This window comes from Paramesorhizobium deserti (assembly GCF_001558695.1).
In the GTDB taxonomy this organism is placed as follows: Bacteria; Pseudomonadota; Alphaproteobacteria; order Rhizobiales; family Rhizobiaceae; genus Paramesorhizobium; species Paramesorhizobium deserti.
Window position 1 is genome coordinate 444,671 of sequence record NZ_LNTU01000023.1, and the last position, 24,043, is coordinate 468,713.

At 61.2% G+C, this 24,043-nt stretch carries 24 protein-coding genes; 19 read left to right on the forward strand and 5 right to left on the reverse strand.

Translation table 11 applies throughout. The annotated features are described in order from the left end of the window. Window positions 1-57 precede the first annotated feature (57 nt). From thyA to ATN84_RS15045, 6 genes are all read left to right on the forward strand, one after another. Window positions 58-957, forward strand: coding sequence for a thymidylate synthase (thyA, locus tag ATN84_RS15020; RefSeq protein WP_068882443.1), 900 nt, complete (start codon window positions 58-60; stop codon window positions 955-957). A gap of 214 nt (window positions 958-1,171) precedes the next feature. Then, window positions 1,172-1,861, forward strand: a complete 690-nt coding sequence (locus tag ATN84_RS26220) for a dihydrofolate reductase (RefSeq protein ID WP_153020254.1) — start codon at window positions 1,172-1,174, stop codon at window positions 1,859-1,861. 180 nt (window positions 1,862-2,041) lie between these two features. Next, window positions 2,042-3,190: an FtsH protease activity modulator HflK gene (hflK, locus tag ATN84_RS15030; protein ID WP_068882445.1), complete on the forward strand. Its 1,149-nt coding sequence runs from the start codon at window positions 2,042-2,044 to the stop codon at window positions 3,188-3,190. Further along, complete coding sequence (gene hflC, locus ATN84_RS15035; protein WP_068882446.1) at window positions 3,190-4,137, forward strand: protease modulator HflC; 948 nt, start codon at window positions 3,190-3,192, stop codon at window positions 4,135-4,137. Before hflK ends, hflC begins: the two co-directional genes overlap by 1 nt. Before the next feature lie 15 nt (window positions 4,138-4,152). Beyond that, window positions 4,153-4,338, forward strand: coding sequence for a DUF2065 domain-containing protein (locus tag ATN84_RS15040; RefSeq protein WP_068882447.1), 186 nt, complete (start codon window positions 4,153-4,155; stop codon window positions 4,336-4,338). Between the two features lie 142 nt (window positions 4,339-4,480). Further along, entirely contained in the window at window positions 4,481-6,001 is a 1,521-nt protein-coding gene (locus ATN84_RS15045; RefSeq protein WP_068882448.1) for a DegQ family serine endoprotease, read from the forward strand. Window positions 6,002-6,382: 381 nt separating this feature from the next. Here ATN84_RS15045 and ATN84_RS15050 read toward each other — a convergent pair whose 3' ends face one another. Next, window positions 6,383-6,946 (reverse strand): GNAT family N-acetyltransferase, encoded by a 564-nt coding sequence (locus ATN84_RS15050; protein WP_068882449.1) that lies wholly within the window; start codon window positions 6,944-6,946, stop codon window positions 6,383-6,385. After that, window positions 6,943-7,830 (reverse strand): phosphoserine phosphatase SerB, encoded by an 888-nt coding sequence (gene serB, locus ATN84_RS15055; RefSeq protein ID WP_068882450.1) that lies wholly within the window; start codon window positions 7,828-7,830, stop codon window positions 6,943-6,945. Before serB ends, ATN84_RS15050 begins: the two co-directional genes overlap by 4 nt. A 20-nt stretch (window positions 7,831-7,850) precedes the next feature. On the opposite strand from serB, the gene miaA reads away from it, so the two are divergent. From miaA to ATN84_RS15075, 4 genes are all read left to right on the forward strand, one after another. Beyond that, window positions 7,851-8,765 (forward strand): tRNA (adenosine(37)-N6)-dimethylallyltransferase MiaA, encoded by a 915-nt coding sequence (gene miaA / locus ATN84_RS15060; RefSeq protein ID WP_068882451.1) that lies wholly within the window; start codon window positions 7,851-7,853, stop codon window positions 8,763-8,765. Window positions 8,766-8,860: 95 nt separating this feature from the next. Continuing rightward, window positions 8,861-9,652, forward strand: coding sequence for a GGDEF domain-containing protein (locus ATN84_RS15065; protein ID WP_068882452.1), 792 nt, complete (start codon window positions 8,861-8,863; stop codon window positions 9,650-9,652). A 101-nt stretch (window positions 9,653-9,753) separates the two neighbouring features. Further along, complete coding sequence (locus ATN84_RS15070) at window positions 9,754-9,969, forward strand: hypothetical protein (RefSeq protein WP_068882453.1); 216 nt, start codon at window positions 9,754-9,756, stop codon at window positions 9,967-9,969. Next, window positions 9,959-10,309: a type II toxin-antitoxin system HicB family antitoxin gene (locus ATN84_RS15075; RefSeq protein WP_068882454.1), complete on the forward strand. Its 351-nt coding sequence runs from the start codon at window positions 9,959-9,961 to the stop codon at window positions 10,307-10,309. Before ATN84_RS15070 ends, ATN84_RS15075 begins: the two co-directional genes overlap by 11 nt. On the opposite strand, the gene ATN84_RS15080 is transcribed toward ATN84_RS15075, so the two are convergent. Further along, a complete protein-coding gene (locus tag ATN84_RS15080) occupies window positions 10,306-12,228 on the reverse strand; it encodes an ATP-binding protein (RefSeq protein ID WP_068882455.1) in 1,923 nt (640 codons plus the stop codon). The genes ATN84_RS15075 and ATN84_RS15080 overlap by 4 nt on opposite strands. 410 nt (window positions 12,229-12,638) lie before the next feature. Here ATN84_RS15080 and ATN84_RS15085 point away from each other — a divergent pair, with 410 nt between their 5' ends. From ATN84_RS15085 to ATN84_RS15105, 5 genes are all read left to right on the forward strand, one after another. Further along, window positions 12,639-14,444: an acetolactate synthase 3 large subunit gene (locus ATN84_RS15085; RefSeq protein WP_201026381.1), complete on the forward strand. Its 1,806-nt coding sequence runs from the start codon at window positions 12,639-12,641 to the stop codon at window positions 14,442-14,444. A gap of 72 nt (window positions 14,445-14,516) precedes the next feature. Next, on the forward strand, window positions 14,517-15,089 hold the full coding sequence (gene ilvN, locus ATN84_RS15090) for an acetolactate synthase small subunit (RefSeq protein WP_068882456.1): 573 nt from the start codon (window positions 14,517-14,519) through the stop codon (window positions 15,087-15,089). Between the two features lie 65 nt (window positions 15,090-15,154). Next, on the forward strand, window positions 15,155-15,751 hold the full coding sequence (locus ATN84_RS15095; protein WP_068882457.1) for a LysE family translocator: 597 nt from the start codon (window positions 15,155-15,157) through the stop codon (window positions 15,749-15,751). A gap of 14 nt (window positions 15,752-15,765) precedes the next feature. Beyond that, window positions 15,766-16,737: a threo-3-hydroxy-L-aspartate ammonia-lyase gene (locus ATN84_RS15100; protein WP_068882458.1), complete on the forward strand. Its 972-nt coding sequence runs from the start codon at window positions 15,766-15,768 to the stop codon at window positions 16,735-16,737. A 113-nt stretch (window positions 16,738-16,850) separates the two neighbouring features. Further along, on the forward strand, window positions 16,851-17,978 hold the full coding sequence (locus ATN84_RS15105) for an ATP-dependent DNA helicase (RefSeq protein WP_068882459.1): 1,128 nt from the start codon (window positions 16,851-16,853) through the stop codon (window positions 17,976-17,978). A gap of 76 nt (window positions 17,979-18,054) precedes the next feature. Here ATN84_RS15105 and ATN84_RS15110 read toward each other — a convergent pair whose 3' ends face one another. Further along, entirely contained in the window at window positions 18,055-18,456 is a 402-nt protein-coding gene (locus tag ATN84_RS15110; RefSeq protein ID WP_068882460.1) for a SpoIIAA family protein, read from the reverse strand. Window positions 18,457-18,575: 119 nt separating this feature from the next. On the opposite strand from ATN84_RS15110, the gene ATN84_RS15115 reads away from it, so the two are divergent. Further along, window positions 18,576-19,322 carry a pyridoxine 5'-phosphate synthase gene (locus tag ATN84_RS15115; RefSeq protein WP_068882461.1) on the forward strand — a complete coding sequence of 249 codons (747 nt, stop codon included), beginning with the start codon at window positions 18,576-18,578 and terminating at the stop codon, window positions 19,320-19,322. 313 nt (window positions 19,323-19,635) lie between these two features. Further along, window positions 19,636-21,513, forward strand: a complete 1,878-nt coding sequence (locus ATN84_RS15120) for a potassium transporter Kup (protein ID WP_068882689.1) — start codon at window positions 19,636-19,638, stop codon at window positions 21,511-21,513. 18 nt (window positions 21,514-21,531) lie between these two features. On the opposite strand, the gene ATN84_RS15125 is transcribed toward ATN84_RS15120, so the two are convergent. Then, entirely contained in the window at window positions 21,532-22,095 is a 564-nt protein-coding gene (locus ATN84_RS15125; RefSeq protein ID WP_068882462.1) for a chorismate mutase, read from the reverse strand. Window positions 22,096-22,301: 206 nt separating this feature from the next. Here ATN84_RS15125 and ATN84_RS15130 point away from each other — a divergent pair, with 206 nt between their 5' ends. Together ATN84_RS15130 and ilvC are read left to right on the forward strand one after the other, a co-directional pair. Next, the gene (locus tag ATN84_RS15130) at window positions 22,302-23,000 is read left to right on the forward strand and encodes a TetR/AcrR family transcriptional regulator (protein ID WP_068882463.1); all 699 of its coding nucleotides are present in this window, start codon (window positions 22,302-22,304) and stop codon (window positions 22,998-23,000) included. Further along, a complete protein-coding gene (gene ilvC / locus ATN84_RS15135) occupies window positions 22,984-24,003 on the forward strand; it encodes a ketol-acid reductoisomerase (protein ID WP_068882464.1) in 1,020 nt (339 codons plus the stop codon). The genes ATN84_RS15130 and ilvC overlap by 17 nt, the downstream gene beginning before the upstream one ends. Window positions 24,004-24,043: the final 40 nt, after the last annotated feature.

Consider the following 24,043-nt stretch of genomic DNA (forward strand, 5'->3'; position numbering starts at 1 on the left):
TATTTTGGCACCAACATGCGAGTCCCCGGAAGCGGGGGCCCGCTCTTGGAGAAGACAATGCCGCGCCATCCCGAATATCAATATCTCGACCTCATGTCCCATATCCTTGAGAAGGGGGACAGGCGAATCGACCGCACCGGCGTCGGCACGCTTTCGACATTCGGCGCGATGCTGCGGTTCGATCTTTCGGACGGCACGGTGCCGATCCTGACCTCGAAGCGGGTCTATTGGAAGCTGGCGGTCAAGGAGATGCTGTGGTTCCTTACCGGCGAGACCAATATCCGGCCGCTCCTGCGGGAGAATGTGCGGATATGGACGGACTGGCCGCTCGACAAATACCGCAAGGCAACCGGTGAGGATATCTCGCAGCCCGAATTCGAGAAGCGCATCTTGGAGGATGACGAATTCGCGTTGAAATGGGGCGACCTCGGGCCGGTCTATGGCAAACAGTGGCGGCGCTGGCTTGGCGCGGACGGCAAGGAATACGACCAAGTCGCGACTGTCATCGAGACGCTGAAGACCAATCCGTCGAGCCGGCGCATGCTCTTCCACGGCTGGAACGTGCCGGAACTGCCTGAAATGGCGCTGCCGCCCTGCCACATGGTCTACCAGTTCCACGTCACCGGAGGAAACAGGCTCAACCTCCTGATTTTCCAGCGCAGCTGCGATCTGGAGCTTGGCGCGCCGTTCAATTTCGTCGGCGGCGCGGCGCTGCTGATGATGGTGGCCCAGCAGACCGGTTTCGACCCCGGTGAACTGATCTGGATGGGCGGCGACGTGCATCTCTATCTGAACCATCTGGAACAGGCACGCGAGCAGGTGACGCGTGAGCCCCGGCTGTTCCCGCGGATGCGCCTTCTGCGCAAGCCTGCGAGCATCGACGATTACAGGATCGATGATTTCGAGGTGACGGGCTACGAGCCGCACGCCGCGATCAAGGCGGATGTGGCAGTCTGATGAGCGCAGCACGGAGACGTCTTGGCGCTGCCAACTCCGCTTGATGGGAATCTTACGCGCCATCACGGCTACATGACGGCATTCCCGTGGTGGGGCGCTATAGATGGTGGATGCCTTCTCTTGTTCCAAAGTTCCTTTTCTGCGAATAGGCACCGGTCAATTACCTATGGCTCCCGCTGAGGGGCGCGAGCATTACAAATCAAGGCGGTAACCCGTGGCACAAACAAAAAGAATCAGAATGCCTTCTGCTACATCCCTTGTGGCAAGAAGTTATCCTGATCGAATTATTGGGGTTGAAAACGCGCTGCCGTGGCATCTGAAAACAGATCTTAAGCACTTTCGTATGCGAACCCAAGGTCATGCCATAATAATGGGGAGGAAAACATTTGAGTCTATAGGTAAGCCGCTCCCTAGGCGGGTAAATATTATCCTGTCCCGGTCTCCTATTGCTGATACGGTAAATGTAAAATGGGCTGATACCCCTGAGACAGCCTTAATGCTGGCTGATTATCACTCTATTCTTTTGCAGAAAAAAGAATTCTTTATTATTGGTGGAGAGGAAATATACAATCTATTTATGAAATATATAAATAAAGTATTTCTTACTGAAGTATTTTGCGGTCACATTAATGGTGATGCGAAATTTGATGTCGATTTTGATAATAAAGAATGGCGGTTTCATTCAGAAAAAGATTTTCTAAAGGGCGATGGCGATCAATTTCCATTTAGAATTTCGTGTTTGATTAGAAGGAAGCCGCTTCATAGGCTTTTTTCTAAAGAATACTTTATGGGAAGAGGAAAAGATATTTCAGATGTTTGGGATAAATACGTGGCGATGATCGAGCGATCCGATAGTGATATTATGGCGGATGAGCAACAACTCGATTTCTTTTCTGATTTATGACGAGTCATCAATTTGTATGGAATACCTCCGCATTGGGACGATTTCGCGGTTTTGACCAAAACCGTATCGAAAAATCCTCGCCTGCGTTGAAAGCGGCTTTCACCATCCCTATAAACGAGAAACATCAATTGATGCCGGGAGGTCGCACGTTACCTCTGCGTGCGAAATGAGAGGATAAGGATGCCTTGGAGTAATCAGAATGGCGGCGGCGGCCCGTGGGGCGGTGGCGGCAACAATAGCGGTGGACCCTGGGGACAGGGGCCGAAGGGGCCACGCGGCGGTCCGGGAACGCCACCTGATCTGGAAGATATTCTGCGCAAGGGCCAGGACCGGCTGAAGCGGGCGATTCCCGGCGGCGGTGGCAGCAATTACGCCCTCTATATCGCCGGCGGCGCCGTGCTCCTCGCCTTCTGGCTTTTCAAGTGCATCTATACCGTGCAGCCGGACGAACTCGCCGTCGAACTGCGTTTCGGCAAGCCGAAGGAAGAAATCTCCGAGCCGGGCCTGCATTTCCATTGGTGGCCGATCGAAACCTATGAAAAGGCGCAGATCGTCGAAAAGCAGATCAATATCGGCGGTCAGGGCACGCGTGGCGCCACGCAGGGGCTGATGCTGACCGGCGACCAGAACATCGTCAATGTCCAGTTCTCGGTGCTCTATCAGGTGGTCGCGCCGCGCGCCTATCTCTTCAATGTGGAGAATCCCGACAACATGGTGCAGCAGGTTTCCGAGAGCGCCATCCGTGAGATCGTCGGCCGGCGCCCCGCGCAGGACGTGTTCCGCGACAACCGTGCCGCGATCGCGAACAGCGTGCGCGATATCGTGCAGGCGGCGCTCGACAACTATAATGCCGGCATCCAGATCAATGCCGTTTCGATCGAGGACGCAGCGCCGCCGCCCGAGGTGGCCGACGCGTTCGATGAGGTGCAGCGTGCGGAACAGGATGAAGACCGCTTCGTCGAGGAATCCAACCAGTATTCGAACCAGAAACTCGGCGCGGCCCGTGGTCAAGGCGCGCAGGTCCGCGAAGAGGCAGCTGCCTACAAGGACCGGATCGTTCAGGAAGCGACCGGTGAGGCACAGCGCTTCACCTCGGTCTATGACCAGTATGTCAAGGCGCCTGACGTGACGCGCAAGCGCCTGTTCCTCGAAACGATGGAGCGCGTTCTGAAAGGCTCCAACAAGGTGATCATCGAGCCGGGTCAGGGAACGGTGCCTTATCTGCCGCTCAATGAGCTGATGCGCCAGCGTGCACCCGGTACGAACAACAGTGTGGCGCCCGGGAGTACGACCGGAGGAAGCAGCGTGACGACGGGAGCCAGCCAGTGATGAACCAGAACCGTTTTCCCATCATTGCGGGCATCATCGCCATCGCTGCCCTTTTGCTTTATTCGTCGATATTCATCGTCAACGAGCGTCAGCAAGCCATCGTTCTTCGCTTTGGCCAGATCGTCAAAGTGGAAACCGAGCCAGGCCTTTATTTCAAGCTGCCTTTCGGTTTCTTCGATGCGGATAATGTGCAGATGATCGACGATCGCCTTCTGCGCTTCGATCTCGATGATATCCGGGTTCAGGTTTCGGGTGGCAAGTTCTACGATGTCGATGCGTTTCTGGTTTACCGGATCACCGATGCACGGCGCTTCCGCCAGACGGTTTCGGGCAATACGACGCTTGCCGAGCAGCGCCTGCGCACGCGTCTCGATGCAGCATTGCGTAGCGTCTATGGTCTGCGCGGCTTCGAGGCGGCGCTTTCCGAGGAACGCGGCGACATGATGCGGGAGGTGCGCGACCAGTTGCGGCCCGACGCCACGTCGCTCGGCCTGACGATCGCCGACGTACGCATCCGCCGCACGGACCTCACGGCGGAGGTCTCGCAGCAGACCTACGACCGGATGAAGGCAGAGCGTCTTGCGGAAGCGGAGCGCCTGCGTGCCCGCGGCCGTGAAGCAGCACAGCGCATCCGCGCCGTGGCTGATCGCCAGGTGGTGGAAATTCTCGCCGAAGCGCGAAAGGAATCGGAAATCCTGCGTGGTGAGGGCGAAGGTGAGCGCAGCCGTATCTTCGCCGAGGTGTTCCAGAAGGACCCCGATTTCTTCGCCTTCTACCGTTCGATGGCGGCCTATGAGCAGGCTCTGGAGACATCGGGCACGACCATGGTGCTGTCGCCGGATTCGGAATTCTTCCGCTATTTCCAGGACGCGCAGGGTAATGTGCCTGTTATCAACAGGGAAGGGGCGGCCGGTGCGCCGGCCAATCCTCCGGCGCCGGCACGATAAGCGAGCCGGCCGTTCATGAACGACTTCATCGCCGCCGTGGGCCTGCTCTTCGTCTTCGAAGGGCTGCTTTACGGCGGCTTTCCATTTCTCGCCAAGCGGTTTGCCCGGGATGTGGCGGAACTGCCCGACACGGTGCTGCGGGTCGTCGGCATCCTCGCCATCGCTGCCGGCGTTGTCATCGTCTGGCTGGCGCGCGGATAACGTTCTTTTCATCCCTGTTTCGTCCGGAGCGGCTTTTCAAGGCCGCAAACAAGCCGTATTTTTTGGGCAGTGAAATGATAGCGGTGCGGTCTCGCGCGCGGCGTTGCCGACCGCTTGTCACATATTATCGGAGTTTGCGCTTATGGCCTTGGGAACTCGATCCGGCTTTCTTCGCGGCGGCATTGCGGCGCTCGCCATCGGTGCGATGACATTCGGCGCGATTGCGCAGGTGTCGATCCCGCCGATCCAGGCTGCCGAAGGCCCGGGATCGGTTGCCAATCTCGCGGAAAAGCTGATCGATGCGGTGGTGAACGTCTCCACGGCGCAGAATGTGAAGGGGCCGGGCGGCGATCAGGTGCCCATGCCGCAAATGCCCGAGGGCTCGCCCTTCCAGGAGTTCTTCGACGATTTCTTCGGACCGCAGGGACGGGGCGGGGAAGGCGGGCCGTCGCGCCGGGTGCAATCGCTCGGCTCGGGCTTCGTCATCGACGCGGAGAAGGGGATCGTCGTCACCAACAATCACGTCATCGCGGATGCCGATGAGGTGGAGGTGAATTTCAACGACGGGACGAAGCTGAAGGCGGAGGTGCTGGGCAAGGACACCAAGACCGATCTGGCCGTGCTCAAGATCGATCCGACGAAGCACAAGCTGACGGCGGTGAAATTCGGCGATTCGCAGAAATCCCGGATCGGCGACTGGGTGATGGCCATCGGCAATCCGTTCGGCCTCGGCGGCACGGTGACCCTGGGCATCATCTCGGCGCGCAACCGCAACATCAATTCCGGCCCCTATGACAGCTTCATCCAGACGGATGCGGCCATCAACCGGGGCAATTCCGGCGGGCCGCTGTTCAACATGGACGGCGAGGTCATCGGCGTGAACACGGCGATCATCTCGCCATCCGGCGGCTCGATCGGGATCGGCTTCGCCATTCCGACCGAGATGGCGGTGAGTGTCATCGATCAGCTGAAGGAATTCGGCGAGACCCGCCGCGGCTGGCTCGGCGTGCGCATCCAGCCCGTCACCGACGATGTCGCCGAAAGCCTCGGCATGAAGTCGACCAAGGGCGCGCTGGTGGCAGGCCTTGTCGAGGGCGGCAATGCCGACAACAAGGAAATCCAGCCGGGCGACGTCATCACCAGATTCGATGGCAAACCTGTCGACAGCGCACGCGACCTGCCGCGCATCGTGGCCGAGAGCCCGGTGGGCAAGGAAGTCGACGTGGTGGTCATCCGCAAGGGCGAGGAGAAGACCGTCAAGGTCAAGCTCGGACGCCTGGAGGAATTCGAGAAGCAGGAAACGAAGGGCAGCTCCGACGACGAAGGAAGCAACCAGAACACCGAACAGCCGGCCAAGCCCGCATCGGTCGATGTGCTGGGCATGAAGCTCGCCGCTCTCGATGAGGAGATGCGGACGCGGTTCGAGATCGCGTCCGATGTCGAGGGCGTGGTGGTGACGGAAGTCGAGCCCAATTCAGCGGCGGCGGAAAAGCGCATCGCGCCAGGCGAGGTGATCGTCGATATCGGCCAGCAGACGGTTAAGTCGCCCGACGATGTGGAAAAGCGCGTCGACGGTCTGCGCAAGGAAGGCCGCAAGAACGCGCTCCTGATGCTCGCCTCGAAGACCGGCGAATTACGCTTTGTTACCGTGCGGATGGAGTAGGCGGGAGAAGGACAGCTTAGAGCGTTTCATGTTTTGATGGAAGCGCTCGATCTTCAGGCTATTGCGCGCAGCCGACGCAGTTGAGAAGACGGTGAATACGCACACAGACGTCATCATCGGACTTGATCCGATGATCCATTCCGGAACGGTGGCGTAACGCCTGCATGTCAGACGATGGATGTGGTTTCGACGGTTCGGAATGGGGTCTCGGGTCAAGCCCGAGGATGACGCAATTGCGAGGTCTTGACCTAAGTGCCAAGGCCGCCATCACCTTGAGGCCTGTCGCCGGAGCATAGAAGCGCTGCTTCGGCATAAAAGCGCTGCTTCTGTCAGACGCTGAAACGCTTTAGTCAGCGCTTCGAATCACTTATCGCCGGATGCTCACTCTCTGTTTCCAGCCCAATCCTGCCGCGTAATGCTGTAGGTGACGTGCGGCTTGAGATGCGGGGTGGCGGCGCTCACCTTCGGGTGGTCGAAGTCACGGGCCGGATCGCGTTTCATGCCGAGGCGTTCCATGACGGCGGTGGAGCGGTGATTGTTGAAGACGGCGAAGGAGACGATCTCGTCCAGCCCGCGCTCGTCAAAACCCAGTGAAAGCAGCCGGCGCCCGGCTTCCGTTACATAGCCCTTGCCCCAATGAGGTCTTGCGAGGCGCCAGCCGATCTCGACGGTTCCCTTTGAAAAATGCGGCTCGAGGTCCGTGAGAGCCAGGCCGGCGAAGCCGAGGCAGATGCCTGTGGCGCGCTCTTCGAGCGCATAGAAGCCGTAGCCCGTCGCCTCGATATCGCGCTTCAATCTGTCGAGCAATTCGTCCGACTGCTCCCGATCGCGGACAAAACCGAAGAACTCCATGACTTCAGTGTCGGAATTGATCTCATGAAAGAGCACTCGGTCGCCGTCCCGCCAGTTGCGAAGGATCAGCCGCTTGGTTTCCGCGACGATCATGGGACGAAATCCGTCTTGCGGTAGCCCTGAATATAGAGCAGGGCCGAAAGGTCGCCGTGGTCGATGCGGATCTTCGCCTGCTCGGCCACAACGGGCTTGGCATGAAGCGCGACGCCGGTGCCGGCGAGCTGCAGCATGCCGAGATCATTGGCGCCGTCGCCGACGGCGATGGCATCCTCGGTGGTTATTCCGAGCCTGGCGCAGATATCGATCAGCCGTTCCACCTTCGCCTCGCGTCCGAGTATCGGCTCGGCCACTTCGCCGGTCAGCATCTCGCCATCGTCGAGAAGCAGATTGGCGCGGTCCTCGTTGAAGCCGATCATCTGGGCGATGCGCCGGGTGAAGACGGTGAAGCCGCCGGAGACCAGCGCTGTATAGGCGCCATGCTTCTTCATGGTGCGCACCAGCTCGACGCCGCCCGGCGTCAGCGTGACGCGGCTGGCGATCACCTTGTCGATGACGGATAGGGGGAGCCCTTTCAGCAGCGCTACACGCTCGCGCAGCGCCGGCTCGAAGGCGATCTCGCCGTTCATGGCGCGGGCGGTGATCGCAGCCACGGCGTCGCGCAGGCCCACTTCCTCGGCCAACTCATCGATGCATTCCTGCCCGATCATGGTGGAATCCATGTCGGCGATCAGCATCTTCTTGCGTCGCGTGTCCTGTTCCTGCACGACGATGTCGATCGGCTCGCCATCTATCGTCTCCCGCAGGCGTTGGGCGGCTTCGGCGGGAACTGCGCCGTCTTTCAGGGCCAGATCGCAGGCGATGCCGTCCGCCAGCCAGTAAAGTCCGGTTGCATTCACCGCGGCGCAGGCTTTAATCCCCAGCGACGGCGACAGGACAGGACGGGCCGGATTGGCAATCAGCGTGGCGACGAGAGACATGAACAACAATTCCCGGCAAGGTGAGTAAGGTGACGATCAAGAACGCGATCCTGATAGCCGGACCGACGGCGAGCGGCAAGTCGGCTCTGGCGCTGCGTCTGGCAAGGGAGCGGGAGGGGTACGTCGTCAACGCCGATTCCATGCAGGTCTATGACGTGCTCGACCTCCTGACGGCGCGGCCGCAGGCCGCGGATCTGGCGGCGGTTCCGCACTATCTCTACGGCCATGTGCCGCCGTCGCAGCTCTATTCGACCGGGCGCTGGCTCAGGGATGTCGAGGCGGTGCTGGCCCGGCCGGAGCTCCAGGGCCGCGTGCCCGTCTTCGTCGGCGGCACGGGGCTCTACTTCCGCGCTCTGCTTGGAGGTCTGTCGGAGATGCCTGATGTGCCGGATGCGATACGCCAGCATTGGCGGGCGCGCCTCGATGCGGAAGGTGCGCCGGCGCTGCACCGGGCGCTGAAGGACATGGATCCCGTTGCGGCCGAAATCCTCAGGCCTTCGGACGGGCAGAGGATCGTCCGCGCGCTGGAGGTGATGGAGGCTTCCGGACGGTCGATTTATGATTGGCAGAAGGAGCGGGGCAGGGCGCTCATCGGTGCCGAAAGTGCGCATCGGGCGGTGATCCTGCCGGACAGGGCGTGGCTTGCGGCGCGCATTTCGCAGCGTTTCGACATGATGATGCGGGAAGGTGCTGTGGAGGAGGTCAAGGCGTTGCTAGCACTGGAGCTCTCCGACAAGCTGCCGGCGATGAAGGCCATCGGCGTGCGCGAGATCGGCGCGGCACTCGCCGGGGATATCTCGTTCGAGGAAGCCTGCGAGCGGACGAAGGCAGCGACACGGCAATATGCCAAGCGGCAGATGACCTGGTTCCGCAATCAGCTCGATTCCGGCTGGCAGATTTTACGCGATGTAAACCAGACGCGATCTTTTTCCTGACGCCGCGGCAAACAACGATTATTCGGATGACGCGATTAACGGGGCCGAAACGCCTGTAGGTTGAATATGGCGGCTCAGGGGGGTGGCGCTTGCACATGCGTTTTCATAAGTCGGAGACATCATTCTTTATCCTGATCGTCTTCCTGGGCGGCGTGGGCATCATGCTCTATCGCGCCAGGACGGCGCTGGACATGCTGTTGCCGATCTCGGTGGATTCGGACGTCACCGCGTTGATTCGTTATGTCATAGAAGCCAATTCTCTCGCCGCTCTCTTTCTGATTGCAGCGCTGCTCTGCGGCATTTTCCTGATCTATCCGCTGATCCGCATTCAGGCGCAGGACCATGGCAAGCTGCAGGAGATGACGCAGATTCTCTCGGCGCGGTCCGAATCGCTGGCGCAGGCGGCGCTGACCGACGGCCTGACCGGCATGCAGAACAGGCGCTATTTCGACGAGGCGCTGAAGGAATATCTGGCGCAGTTCGGCCGCATCAACAAGCCGGTCGGGCTGATGATCCTTGATCTCGACCATTTCAAATCGATCAACGATACCTACGGCCACGATGTTGGAGACGCGGTGCTGCGCGCGGTCGCCCGGTGTCTGAAGGATTATACCCGCTACCACGATGTGGTGGCGCGCCTCGGCGGCGAGGAGTTCGCCGTCGTCGCCCCCAATATGGACAAGGATTTGCTGGCCAAGCTCGCCGACCGCATCCGCAAGGCCATCTCGGAGCTCAATATCACGATCGAGGACGCGCAACTGAAAGTGACGACCAGCATCGGCGTCGCCGTATGGGACCGGCGTGAGAGCTGGCAGGAGTTCTACCGGCGGGCGGACAAGCTGCTCTATAACGCCAAGAATCTGGGCCGCGACCGGGTTTGTGTGTGAGGACGACCCATAATGGACGCCATATTCAGTTCTATTGAATCTTGATGGTTCCTTATATGATACCATATTGGTATGACGCGGATAGATAACTGATCGACCGGATGCGCAACAATCCTCGGGATTGGAGCATCGACGATCTTACAACCTTGGCCAGCAGGAAAGGAATCGACTGGCGGCAGCCGGGAACCAGCCATGTGACATTCAGCTATCCAGGCCACGTGCCGCTGACAGTACCAGCGCACAAGCCGATCAAGCCGGTTTACGTGAAAAAGTTTCTCGAGCTGATAGACCGCGCAGGAGAAGACGATGGCAACTGAAATGACATTGCCCCGCTTTGAAATCCGCCCGCTGACGCAAGAGGAAGGCGGAGGTTATCTCATTGAGTTTCCGGATTACCCCGGCTGCATTGCGGACGGGGAAACGCCGGAGGAGGCTATAAGAGAGGGCGTTGACGCACTGAAATCCTATCTGGCCACCTTACAGGAACTCGGTCGTCCGGTTCCTGCCAGCGGCGAAGTCTACGGTGGTCAATGGCGTCAGCGTGTTCCGAAATCGCTGCACGCTGCCCTGGCCCGCCGCGCCGAGCGTGAAGGCGTATCGCTCAATATGCTTGTGACCACATTGCTAGCAGAGGGCCTCGGTCGGCGGAGTGCCTAGCTCCTGTCGTTACGGAAAGACCGGACGAGGTCGTTGGCGCGGGGCTGCTGCTTGTCCAGCATTCTGAGATGGTCTTCCCGCGTTTCGGCGTGACGCATCCGCCAGTCGGATTCCGCCTCCGGTACAGGCGCCCGCTGGCCCGGATCGAGCGGCAGGATCGGCGGGATGGACGGGCGTTGCTCTTCTGTCGGCTCCACGGCCGGTTGGTAGCCGAAAGTCTCCGGAGTGTCGGAAGCGGCATTGTCGAAATGGCGCAGCCGCTCGATCACGCTTTCGAGCGAGATCCGCCGGTCGCCCATGCGCATCAATTGCTGCTGTTCCTGCATATGCGCGCCCGGCAGCTTGCCCGGGGGTATGGTCTCGAAGGTCATGCGCATCGGCGTCGACAGAGCCTCGCCGAAGGCGATGGCCTCGCGGTTGGCGATGGAGGCGAGGAAATTCGTCATGCTCCTGGCCGCGCCTGATATTGCGCCCCTGATGATCTGCTGGTCGCGCTCATTGCCGAGCCGCATGGCGAAGACGGTGTTGCATTGCGACAGGATCGTCGGGTCCAGTTCGCCGGGACGCTGGGTGATGACGCCGAGATAGACGCCGTATTTGCGACCTTCCTTGGCAATGCGGGCAATGGCTTGGCGCGTCGGCCAGAAGCCGGCGTCCGGGTCGGCGGGGATATAGCGATGGGCTTCCTCGCAGACGACGAGCGTCTGGATCTTGCCGTCGCTCGAGGTGGCGAGGTCGAACGCTAGGCGGCAGAGCACCGAGGCTACTGCATTGACGACCTCCGACGGCAGGCCGGAAAGCTGGAAGACGCAGACCGGACGGCCGTCCTGCGGCACGCGGAAGATGCGGGCGATCGTCTGGCGCATCGTGTCGGCGATGGTGGAGGCCGCGAACATGAAGCGGAAGCGCGGATCGTTGATGATCGATTCCAGCCGGGTCTTCAGCGCCTTGAGGTGCGGTCGCTCCGCCTTGCCGTCGAGCTGGCCCGCGCGCTCATCGATCAGTGCCAGGAGGTCGGCGATGCGGTAGGGGACAGGCGTGTCGGCCGTGATTGCCCGGTGGTCGCGCTCGCGTCGCCGCAGCAAGGCGGAGCCTTGTTGGGTTTCACCCGTGCGACAGCGCTCGCGGGCGAGCTGGATCATATCCCTGAGCGCGTCCATTTCGCCGGCATTGGGCTCGCGGCCGCGGAACAAGACGTCCGCGAACTCCTCCAGCCGGAACATCCAGAACGGCAGGTCGAGATTGGCCGCGTCCATGACTATGGCATGGTCAGGGAAGGCGGTGGCGAACTCGTTGTGCGGATCGAGGATCAGCACGCGCACGTCGGGGCGCTCGGCGACCACCTTGCGCAAGAGCAGCGTCACCGCGCTCGACTTGCCGACGCCCGTCGTGCCGACGACGGCGAAATGGCGCGAAAGCAGATCGTCGATCGAGACGAGCGCGGGAATGCTCGCGTCCTGCGTCAGCGATCCGATGGCAACGGTCTTGCGTTCGCTCGCGGCATAGATGGCGGCGAGATCGGCGGCCCGGATGCGATGGGCGATGGCGCCCATATGGGGATATTGCGAAATGCCGGACGAGAAGGCGGATTTTCCCTCAGGCGTGGAGCGGGCTTCGCCGACCAACTCGATATGGATGTGGATAACGTTGTCGGCGTCCTTCTGCCAGGCGATATCCGGCATATCCACCTTGTGGATGAGCCCGACCAGCCGGTTTTCGCCGACGCGCACGGAGATGAGCTGCCCGACGGCCCAGTAATCCTCAGACGCGGTGACCGAGGGCCCGGCTATGGCTGCGATGATGGCGCGGTCGCCGTCGCATTCGATGATGTAACCCTCGGTGCGGTTGCGCGTGACGATATGTTCGCCGCCCGCCGGCTTTGCTGCGTCCGGCAGTGAACTGGGATGGTCTTGCTGCATCCGGTAGGCCCCCGTTTCATTGCGGGCATGCTAGCGGGTGCGTGTTGAGATAAGGTTACGGTGTTTGCTTCTGGAGGGGGGAGGCGAAGGGAGGACCATGGCACCGTTTACGCTCCTTGCCGTGGATTCTCGGGTCAAGCCCGAGGATGACGATGGGAGGAATGGTATCGCTTATGTTCTGATGCCTCGCATTTTTCCCGTTGACTCCCGCATCCCCGCGCGATTACTGTTCGCACCATGAAGACAATTCTTATCGTAGTACGAACGCGCGTGGGCAGGATGGTGTAACCATCCGGCATAGCCACCCATGCGCGACACACAGGCTCCCTCGGGGGCCTTTTTTATTATCCTCAACCCAGCTAAACGAAATCATATCCGGCAAAGACGGAACGGCAGACGGGAAAACGACGATGACGGCAGGAAAACGCGAAGCAGATACGCCCCCGACGGGAAACCGCGAGATGACGGGCGCCGAGATGGTTGTGCAAGCGCTGATCGACCAGGGCGTCGAGCATATTTTCGGCTATCCGGGCGGCGCGGTTCTGCCGATCTATGACGAGCTCTTCCAGCAGGATCGGGTCGAGCACATTCTCGTGCGTCACGAGCAGGGCGCCGGCCACGCGGCGGAAGGCTATGCGCGCTCGACCGGCAAGGTCGGCGTCATGCTGGTGACGTCGGGTCCTGGTGCCACCAACGCCGTCACCCCGCTTCAGGACGCGCTGATGGATTCCATCCCGCTCGTCTGCATTTCCGGCCAGGTTCCCACCTCGCTGATCGGCTCCGACGCGTTCCAGGAGTGCGATACCGTCGGCATCACGCGGCCTTGCACCAAGCACAACTGGCTGGTCAAGGACATCAACGATCTCGCCCGCGTCCTGCATGAGGCCTTCCATGTCGCCAGCACCGGCCGTCCGGGGCCCGTCGTCGTCGACATTCCGAAGGACGTCCAGTTCGCCAAGGGCATCTACACGCCGCCGCAGACCGCGCCGCGCACCAGCTACCGTCCGACGGTCGATGGCGACCAGCAGGCGATCGCCCAGGCCGTCCAGCTGATGGCCTCGGCCAGGAAGCCGGTCATCTATTCGGGCGGCGGCGTCGTCAATTCCGGTCCGCAGGCATGTCAATTGCTGCGCGAACTGGTGGAATTGACCAATTTCCCGATCACCTCGACGCTGATGGGGCTCGGTGCCTATCCGGCATCGGGCAAGAACTGGCTGGGCATGCTCGGCATGCACGGTACCTACGAGGCCAATATGACGATGCATGATTGCGACGTCATGCTGTGCGTCGGCGCGCGCTTCGATGACCGCATTACCGGGCGGCTCGATGCCTTCTCGCCGAATTCGAAGAAGATCCATATCGATATCGATCCATCCTCGATCAACAAGACCGTCCGTGTCGACGTGCCTATCATCGGCGATGTCGAGCGGGTACTGGAAGATATGGTGCGCCAGTGGCGGGCTTCGGAGAGGAAGCCAGAGAAGCAGGCAATGGCCGAATGGTGGGCGCAGATCGACAAATGGCGGGCGCGCAATTCGCTGGCCTATACGCCCAACAAGGACATCATCATGCCGCAATACGCGATCCAGCGGCTTTATGAACTGACCAAGGACCGCGAGACCTACATCACCACGGAGGTCGGCCAGCACCAGATGTGGGCGGCGCAGTTCTTCGGCTTCGAGGCGCCTAACCGCTGGATGACCTCAGGCGGTCTCGGCACGATGGGCTATGGCTTGCCGGCGGCGCTCGGCGTGCAGATCGCGCATCCCGATGCGCTGGTCATCGATATTGCCGGCGACGCATCGGTGCAGATGACGATCCAGGAGATGAGCGCGGCGATCCAGCATGAGGCGCCGATCAAGATCTTCATCCTGAACAACCAGTATATGGGCATGGTGCGCCAGTGGCAGCAGCTCCTGCACGGCAATCGCCTGTCGCATTCCTACACGGAGGCGATGCCCGATTTCGTCAAGCTGGCGGAAGCCTATGGCGCGCACGGCATACGCTGCGAGAAGCCCGGCGCCCTCGACGACGCCATCCAGGAGATGATCGACGTCAAGAAGCCGGTGATCTTCGACTGCCGCGTGGCCAACCTCGCCAACTGCTTCCCGATGATCCCCTCCGGCAAGGCACATAACGAGATGCTGCTGCCCGACGAGGCGACCGACGAAGCCGTCGCCAACGCCATCGACGCCAAAGGCCGGGAACTGGTCTAATCTTGTTTAAACGCATGGTCTTGTCCCAAAAGTCTGTAACTTTTGGGATCATGCTCTTGAAAGAACGAAATCATGAACGCACAGAACCTAGCTTCCGGATCGGCCTATTTCATCGCCAGCGAGACGGAGAAGCCGGAGACCCATACGCTGGCGGTGCTGGTCGACAACGAGCCGGGCGTCCTTGCCCGGGTCATCGGCCTTTTCTCCGGGCGCGGCTACAATATCGAGAGCCTTACCGTCTCGGAGACGGAGCATGAGCAGCATCTCTCGCGCATCACCATCGTGACGCGCGGCACGCCGCATGTGCTCGACCAGATCCGCCATCAGCTCGAGCGCATCGTGCCGGTGCACCGGGTGATCGACCTCTCGGTGCGCGCGGCGGAACTCGGCCATGAGCGGCCGATCGAGCGCGAACTGGCGCTGATCAAGGTGGCGGGCACCGGCGAGGACCGCGTCGAGGTGCTGCGCCTGGCGGACGCCTTCCGCGCCAAGGTCATCGACGCCACCACGGCGCATTTCATCTTCGAGATCACTGGCAAGGGCGCGAAGATCGACCAGTTCATCGCTATCATGAAGCCGCTGGGCCTCGTGGAAGTCTGCCGCACCGGCGTGGCGGCGATGAATCGCGGGCCCGAGGGGATGTAGTCCCATCTCACTGAAATTCGGCTTTTTCTGATGCTGCAAGCACCCATGCAGCGGGGTGTCCCATCATGTCTCCTGAAATCTTTTTCACGCTTGTCGTCTTCGCCTTCGTGACATCGATCACGCCGGGGCCTAACAATCTGATGCTGCTTGCATCGGGCGTCAATTTCGGCTTCCGGCGCACGATTCCCCACATGCTGGGCATCGGCATCGGTTTTCTCACGCTCCTGCTTGGTGTGGGGTTGGGTCTCGGCGCGGTTCTGGAAACGGTGCCGGCTCTCTATACGGCGCTGAAATTCGCCGGCGGGGCCTATCTCGTCTATCTCGCCTGGAAGATCGCGACCTCCCGCTCCGTGGGAGGGGAGGCGGTGGCGGATGCCCGGCCGATGCGGTTCATCGAGGCGGCCGCCTTCCAGTGGGTCAATCCCAAGGCATGGGTGATGGCGGTCACGGCGATGGCGACCTACACCTCGCATGAAAGCTATCTGCTGACTGTGCTGCTGGTCGGCCTTGCCTTCGCATTCGTCAATCTGCCTTGCGTGTCGAGCTGGGCGGGCTTCGGCATGCTGTTGCGCAACTGGCTTTCCGATCCGGTCCGGCTTAAATGGTTCAACATCACCATGGCGATTCTTCTGGTCGCCAGCCTCTGGCCGATGCTTCGATAAAAGGATTTCTCGCGGTGCAAAACCTCCCGACCTATGAAGACGTGTCTGCCGCCGCCCGCCGCATCGATGGCCATGCGCATCGCACGCCGGTGATGCGGTCCAGCACCCTCGACCGGGAGCTTGGCGCCGAGATCTTCCTGAAGGCCGAGAATTTCCAGCGGATCGGGGCGTTCAAGTTCCGCGGCGCCTTCAACGCGCTGTCGCGCTTCGACGAGAAGCAGAAAAAGGCCGGCGTGCTGGCATTCTCCTCGGGGAACCACGCGCAGGCGATCGCGCTTGCCGGGAAGCTGCTTGGCATTTCGGCGACCATCATCATGCCGGAGGATGCGCCGGCCGCGAAGATGGCGGCGACAAGGGGCTATGGCGCCACGGTCATCACCTATGACCGCTACAGCGAGGACCGTGATGCGATCGGGGCGCGGCTGGCGGAAGAGCAGGGCTCGACGCTGATCCCGCCCTATGACCATCCCGATATCATCGCGGGGCAGGGGACGGCTGCGAAGGAACTCTTCGAGGAAGTCGGTGAACTCGACGCGCTGTTCGTCTGTCTGGGTGGTGGCGGGCTTCTCGCCGGCAGCGCGCTGGCGGCAAAGGCGCTGTCGCCGCTTGCCAAGATCTACGGCGTTGAGCCGGAAGCCGGCAATGATGGGCAGCAATCGTTCCGTTCCGGCCAGATCGTCCGCATCGCGACGCCGAAGACCATTGCCGACGGCGCGCAGACGCCGGCGCTCGGCAACCTGACCTTTCCCATCATCCGGCGGGACGTCGAGGATATCCTGACGGTTTCGGATGGCGAACTGGTCGATGCCATGCGGTTCTGCGCCTCGCGCATGAAGATGGTGGTCGAGCCGACCGGCTGTCTCGGCTTTGCAGGCGCGCGGCAGCTCGCTTCCCGGCTCAAGGGGCAGCGGGTGGGCGTGATCATCAGCGGCGGCAATGTCGATCTCGCGCAATTCTGCGAATTGCTCAAGGGAATAGGGGAGTAAGGGAATAGGGAATAGGGCAGTATTCTTCTACTCCCTACTCCCTACTCCCTACTCCCTACTCCCCTTCCGCTTACTCCCTTCCCATGCACGAAGAATCCTGCCATTGACTGCCCATGCAGTTTTCTCCCCAACAGGATGCAGCGCTCAAGGCCGTCTCGCAATGGTTGAATGAAGGCCGCCAGCCGATTTTCCGGCTGTTCGGCTATGCCGGAACCGGCAAGACGACGCTTGCGCGCTATTTCGCCGAGCATGTCGATGGCGATGTGCAGTTCGCCGCCTTCACTGGAAAGGCGGCGCAGGTGCTGCGCTCCAAGGGGGCGACCAACGCGCGCACGCTCCATTCGCTGATCTATCGCCCGAAAGGCGAGGAGGCGGTGGAGGACGAGACCACCGGCAAGACCAGCATTTCGCCGACCTTCTCGCTCAACCGGCAGAGCCCGGTGGCCAAGGCAAAACTCATCGTCGTCGACGAATGCTCAATGGTGGACGAGCAGCTCGGCCGCGACCTGATGACATTCGGCACGCCGATCCTCGTCCTGGGCGATCCCGGCCAGCTGCCGCCGATTTCCGGCGGCGGGTTCTTCACCGAGCATGAGCCGGATTTCTTGCTTACCGAGATTCACCGCCAGGCGCGCGACAATCCGATCATCCGGCTGGCGCTCGACGTGCGCGAGGGGCGTGAGTTCATGCATGGCGACTACGGCACGGCCAAGGTTATTTCCAAGGCCGATGTGACGCAGGAACTGGTGCTCGACGCCGATCAGGTGCTGGTCGGCACCAACCGCACAAGGCGGCGCTACAATCAGCGCCTGCGCGAGCTGAAGGGCTTCACCGCCGATTACCCGCAGGCGGGCGACAAACTCGTCTGCCTGCGGAACGATCCGGCGAAGGGGCTGCTCAACGGCTCCTTGTGGAAGGTGATGACGGCATCGCGTGAAACGGTGAAACCGGGGATCAACCTCCTCGTCTCGCCGGAGGACGAGGAGCCGGGCAGGGGTGTCGCCAAGATCAAGCTCCTGAAGGCACAGTTCGAGGACCCGGATACGGAAGTTCCCTGGCAGACGAAGAAGCGCTTCGACGATTTCGACTATGGCTATGCGCTGACCGTGCACAAGGCACAGGGCTCGCAATGGGACGAGATCGTGCTGTTCGACGAGAGCTTCGCCTTCCGCGATACGCGCGAGCGCTGGCTCTATACGGCAATCACCAGGGCGGCGGAGCGGCTGACGATTGTCAGGTAGGGGAATAGGGGAATAGGGTGGACCTCCTCGGAGGAACCAGCCACCAACTCCCTTACTCCCTTACTCCCTTACTCCCTTACTCCCTCACCTCCGCCGCGCCGATCCAGGCCCATGCCTCGGCTTCCTCGGCGGAATCGAACGTCTTCATCTCGATCGAAAGAAATGGTTTCAGCAGGCCGACGCAGGCATTGACCCATGCCGGCCCGCCGACGATGGCGTAACGGCGGATGTGCTTGAGCGAGCGCGTCTGCATGGCGAACGTCGTGTCCTTGAAAGCGGCGTTCCAGTCGAAGCCTTCATATCCGTCGAGCCGCACCAGAAGGTCGATCTTGTCGTGCTGTTCATAGGCGGCTTCGAGGAGGCCGTAGACATTCTCGATATCGGCGCTGGAGAGATGGCCTTCTATGGTGAAGGCGAACGCGTCGTCCCGGTTGGTCGGGATCCGACGGACGACGGGAATGGTGGTTTCTGGCCTCATGTCATGCCTCGCCTTGGAATGCCGGGCGGCTGCTATTTTCCCGGGGAAACTCGTTCCTACTTTTCAGGATTTTGCTCTATAACGCAAAATCATCGCTTCCGTTCAGGAGTCGGCCTAGTATGACTGCAAAACTTTCCGTCAATCTTAACGCCGTCGCCATGCTGCGCAACCGCCGCGACCTGCCGTGGCCGAGCGTTACAGGCATGGGGCGAATCGCGCTCGATGCCGGCGCGGCCGGGCTGACCGTGCATCCGCGTCCCGACCAGCGCCACATCCGCTTTTCCGATCTGGGCGACATCCGGGCATTGATCGACGATGAATTCCCCGGCGCCGAATTCAATATCGAGGGCTTTCCGACGGAGCATTTCCTGGATCTCGTTGAAAAATACGAGCCGGAACAGGTGACGCTGGTGCCCGACGATCCGACCCAGTCCACCTCCGACCATGGCTGGGATTTCGAGACCAAGGCCGATTTCCTGACGCCGATCGTGGCGCGCCTGAAGAAGCGCGCCATCCGGGTGTCGCTTTTCGCCGATCCCGATCCGAAGGGACTGGCGGCGGCAAAAGCCACGGGAGCGGACCGGATCGAGCTCTATACCGGGCCTTATGGCGCGACTTATGACTCGGCGAAGGCCGCGGCGGAGGAATTGCGCAAGCTCGGCGCCGCCGCCGATGCGGCGTTAGCCCTGGGGCTCGACGTCAATGCCGGCCATGATCTGACGGTGGAAAACATCCCGCCATTGGCCAAACGTATCCCCGCGCTTGCGGAAGTCTCGATTGGTCACGGTCTAACGGCCGACGCGATGGAGCATGGAATGGCGGTTACCATCAGGCGCTTCCTGAAGGCGTTGGAGGCCACTCCATAATTCCTTAACCAAGCAACATTTCAAAATATTAGGGTGTTCCATGAAATCGTGCAGGCACAGGTGGTCCCGTCCTGTCGTTGCTGAACCGTCATAGGCATTCGCCAAGCGCATGATTTTACTGCAAGCCTTGCAGTATCCGCATTTGTCTTTGCGATGCGATGTGGCTACTCGATCCGCCCATGTCCTCAGGAACGGTGCGCCCGGCAATGGTGTTCGGATGCGGGCGGGTAGTTGAGGCAGCGAGGTGCCAGTCATGAGCAACGTGCAGAACGGTGGTGCGCTCGATGCCGGAACTGCCGGTCCCGAGAACGGAATGACCGAGCATGGCGGGCATGAGGGCGACAGCTTCCGCGTTCTGCTCATGGGTGCACTGGGCGTCGTCTATGGCGATATCGGCACCAGCCCGATCTATGCCTTCCGCGAGGGTCTGCACGCGGCGACCGGCGACGGAACACTGACGCGATCGGATATTCTCGGCGTCATCTCGCTGATCTTCTGGGCGTTGACGCTGATCGTGACCGTCAAATACATCCTCTTCGTGCTTCGCGCCGACAATAATGGCGAGGGCGGTATCCTTTCGCTGATGGCGCTGGTGCGCTCGAGCTTTCGCCGGCGGCCGAATTTCGTGCTGGGCATCGGCATATGCGGCGCAGCGCTGTTCTTCGGCGACGCGGTCATCACGCCGGCCATTTCCGTTCTCTCCGCCGTTGAGGGCCTGGAGGTCATCACGCCCGCACTGACACCCTTTGTCGTGCCGGTGACGATCGTCATCCTGGTGACCCTCTTCTCGGTCCAGCGTTTCGGCACGGCGAAGGTTTCGGCGGTCTTCGGGCCGATCACGGCGGTGTGGTTCCTGTCGCTCGGGCTGTCCGGCCTCTGGCACATATTCGACGATCCCGGCGTTTTCGTCGCCATCAATCCCTATCATGCGGTATATTACCTCGTGACGAACCCGACGACCGCGTTCGCGACGATCGGCGCGATCTTCCTGGCGGTTACGGGCACCGAGGCGCTTTATGCCGATCTCGGCCATTTCGGGCGCAAGCCGATCGTCACCGCCTGGCTGTGGATCGTCTTTCCGAGCCTGCTTCTCAACTATTTCGGGCAGGGCGCCTTCATCCTGTCGCATGGCAAGGCCGCCGCGAACCCGTTCTTCGAGATGATACCCGGCTGGGGGCTGATACCGATGGTGCTGCTGGCGACGGCCGCGACCGTCATCGCCAGTCAGGCAGTCATTACCGGGGCCTATTCGTTGGCGCGCCAGGCGGTGCAGCTCAATTTGCTGCCGCGCCTGGAGATCCAGCACACATCGGCAAAGCTGCTCGGCCAGATCTATATTCCGCGCGTCAACCTGCTGCTCGGCATTGCCGTCATCCTGCTGGTGGTCGGCTTCGGAAGCTCCTCCAAGCTTGCTTCCGCCTACGGCATCGCCGTCACCGGCAACATGATCGTGACGAGTTCGCTATTGTTCATCGTCATGAACCGCATCTGGAAATGGCGGATGGCGGTCGCAGGTCTGGTGATCGCCGGTTTTCTCCTGGTCGATCTGGTGTTCTTCAGCGCGAACATCGCCAAGGTGCATGAGGGCGGCTGGGTTTCGATCCTGATGGCCTCCATCGTGATGGTGGTCATGGTGACGTGGGTGCGCGGCAGCCGCCAGCTTTTCCAGAAGACCCGCAAGAGCGAGGTGGAGCTGAGCCTGATCGTCGACCAGATGGCGAAGAAGCCGCCGATCATCGTGCCGGGGACGGCGGTCTTCCTGACGAGCGACCTGAAGAGCGCGCCGACGGCGCTGATGCACAGCCTCAAGCACTACAAGGTGCTACATGAGAACAATGTCATCCTGACGGTGGTGACGGCGCCGACGCCGCGCGTCGCCACCGCCGACCGGGCGCGGATATCCCAGTATAACGAACGTTTCATGCAGGTGACGCTGACTTTCGGCTATATGGAGCAGCCCAATATCCCGCGCGCGTTGGCGCTCTGCCGCAAGCTTGGCTGGCCGTTCGATATCATGACGACCTCCTTCTTCCTGTCGCGGCGCTCGCTGAAGGCCTCGCCCAATTCGGGCATGCCGCTCTGGCAGGACAAGCTCTTCATCCTCCTGGCACGCACGGCCTCGGACGCCACGGAATATTTCCAGATACCCACCGGACGGGTGATCGAGGTGGGTACCCAGGTCAATATCTGAGGGGCGCGCTGCTATTCGTCAGCGGCAGAAATCGCCGAGGCTGCGTATCAGCGCCATTTGGTGGACCTGATCCAGTTGATGGGCTTGCACATAGGCTTTTACGGCGCGCGCGGTCGAAATGGGGCAGTCCGGCGCATTTCGCGCCGGGGCGCTGGCCTGCAGCGCGTCCAGCATATCCGCCTGCAGCTTGTCCAGACGCTTGCGCAACGCGGCGAGATCAGGGCGAGGCTCGTCCGGGGCGTTGCCGCGCAGCCGCCACTCATCCAGCAACTGGTATTGCACCAGCTTGTTGGATTCGATCTGCATACCGAAGAAGCGCGCCGCATCGTCCGGGTCCAGCCCATGCTCCGGCGCCTGCTCGCGCACGCCTGATAGCACCACCGCCTCGCGGGCGGCATCCTGCACCGGCTTGCCGCTCTCCCATTTGCTCAACGCGACCTGATCGCCGATGGCGTTGCGTTCGGCGATCAGGCCGAGCAGCGGCTCGATCGAATCGGCGCACCAGGCGGGGGCGGCGGAGCCAAGCAGCAGAGCGCTGGCGAGCACTGCATGGGAAAGTTTACGCGGAACAAATAAGGCCATCGTGATTCTCCAAAACACCTTCGGTGGCAGGGCTGATCCTGCCGTTTATGGCGCGCATTCTCCCTACTTTTTGCCGAATTTCAATTTCAACGGGGTCGAAAAGCCTTGCATCAAGCGGGTGTTTTCGACATATTGCCGAACCGTAACGTACGGTACGGTAGAAACGGCGCGGGTTAACGCCGTCGCATGTGGGAGCGAGAGCAAAAGTGCAGGGCAGGGTGGAAGTCAGCGACGACACGCTCACGGCGCGTCAGAAGGATGTGCTGGATGCCGCGCTCGGCCTGCTCGTCGAGGGCGGCGACGCGCTGACCATGACCGGGGTCGCACGCCGCGCCTCATGCTCCAAGGAAACGCTCTACAAATGGTTCGGCGACCGCGATGGGCTTCTGACCGCAACGGTGCAATGGCAGGCGTCGAAGGTGCGGGTCGCGCCGGTGACGCGGGAAGGGCTCAATGCTAAGTCGCTCTTCACCAGCCTCGAAGGTTTCGCGCGCGATTGGCTCACCGTTCTCTCGGGCGAGATTTCGGTGACGCTCAATCGCATAGCCATCACCCATGCGGCAACCGGCAAGTCCGATCTCGGCGCCATCGTGCTCACGAACGGACCGTTCGCCATGGCGAGGCGCTTGAAGCCGGTGCTCGAAATCGGCCGCGAGGCGGGTCTCCTCTCCTTCAAGGATACGGATGAAGCATTCCGCACGTTCTTCGGGCTGGTCGTCCGGGACATGCAGATCCGGCTCCTGCTCGGCGACCGGCTGGAATTGACAGAAGCGGCGATCGCCCGGGATGCCGAGCGCGCCACGCAGCAGTTTTTCGCTCTTTATGGAGCAACATCAGAGACGGCGGCCGGGAAGGACGCCGGCGGAAACACAAGGAAGGGAATACCCCATGCGCGTTTATTATGACCGCGACGCAGACCTCAACCTGATCAAGTCCAAGAAGGTCGCCATTATCGGCTATGGCAGCCAGGGCCGCGCTCATGCGCTGAATCTCAAGGATTCGGGCGCGAAGGATATCCGCATCGCGCTGCGTCCCGGTTCCGCCACCGCCAAGAAGGCGGAGGCCGATGGTTTTCAGGTGGTCAGTGTCGCGGACGCCGCCAAATGGGCCGATTTGATGATGATGGCGACGCCGGACGAATTGCAGGCCGATATCTACAAGGAGCACATCGCCGATAACATCCGTGACGGCGCGGCGATTGCCTTCGCCCATGGCCTCAACGTGCATTTCGGCCTGATCGAACCGAAGAAGACTGTCGACGTGGTGATGATCGCGCCGAAGGGGCCCGGCCACACGGTGCGCGGCGAATATCAGAAGGGCGGCGGCGTGCCGTGCCTGATCGCGGTCCATCAGGACGCCTCGGGCAATGCGCATGATCTGGCGCTCTCCTATGCCTGCGGCGTAGGCGGCGGCCGGTCGGGCGTCATCGAGACGAATTTCCGCGAGGAATGCGAAACCGATCTGTTCGGCGAGCAGGTGGTGCTGTGCGGCGGCCTGGTCGAACTGATCCGCGCCGGTTTCGAGACGCTGGTCGAAGCCGGCTATGCGCCTGAAATGGCCTATTTCGAGTGCCTGCACGAGGTGAAGCTGATCGTCGACCTGATCTATGAAGGCGGCATCGCCAACATGAACTACTCGATCTCCAACACCGCCGAGTGGGGCGAATATGTCACCGGCCCGCGCATCATCACGGCCGAGACCAAGGAAGAGATGAAGCGCGTCCTCAAGGACATCCAGACCGGCAAGTTCACCTCGGACTGGATGCAGGAATACCGGGCCGGCGCATCGCGCTTCAAGGGCATCCGCCGCATGAATGACGCGCACCAGATCGAGGAAGTCGGCGAAAAGCTGCGCGGCATGATGCCGTGGATCAAGTCGAACGCGCTGGTCGACAAGGCGAAGAACTAAGAGAATAGGGAATAGGGGAATAGGGGAATAGGTGGGACCT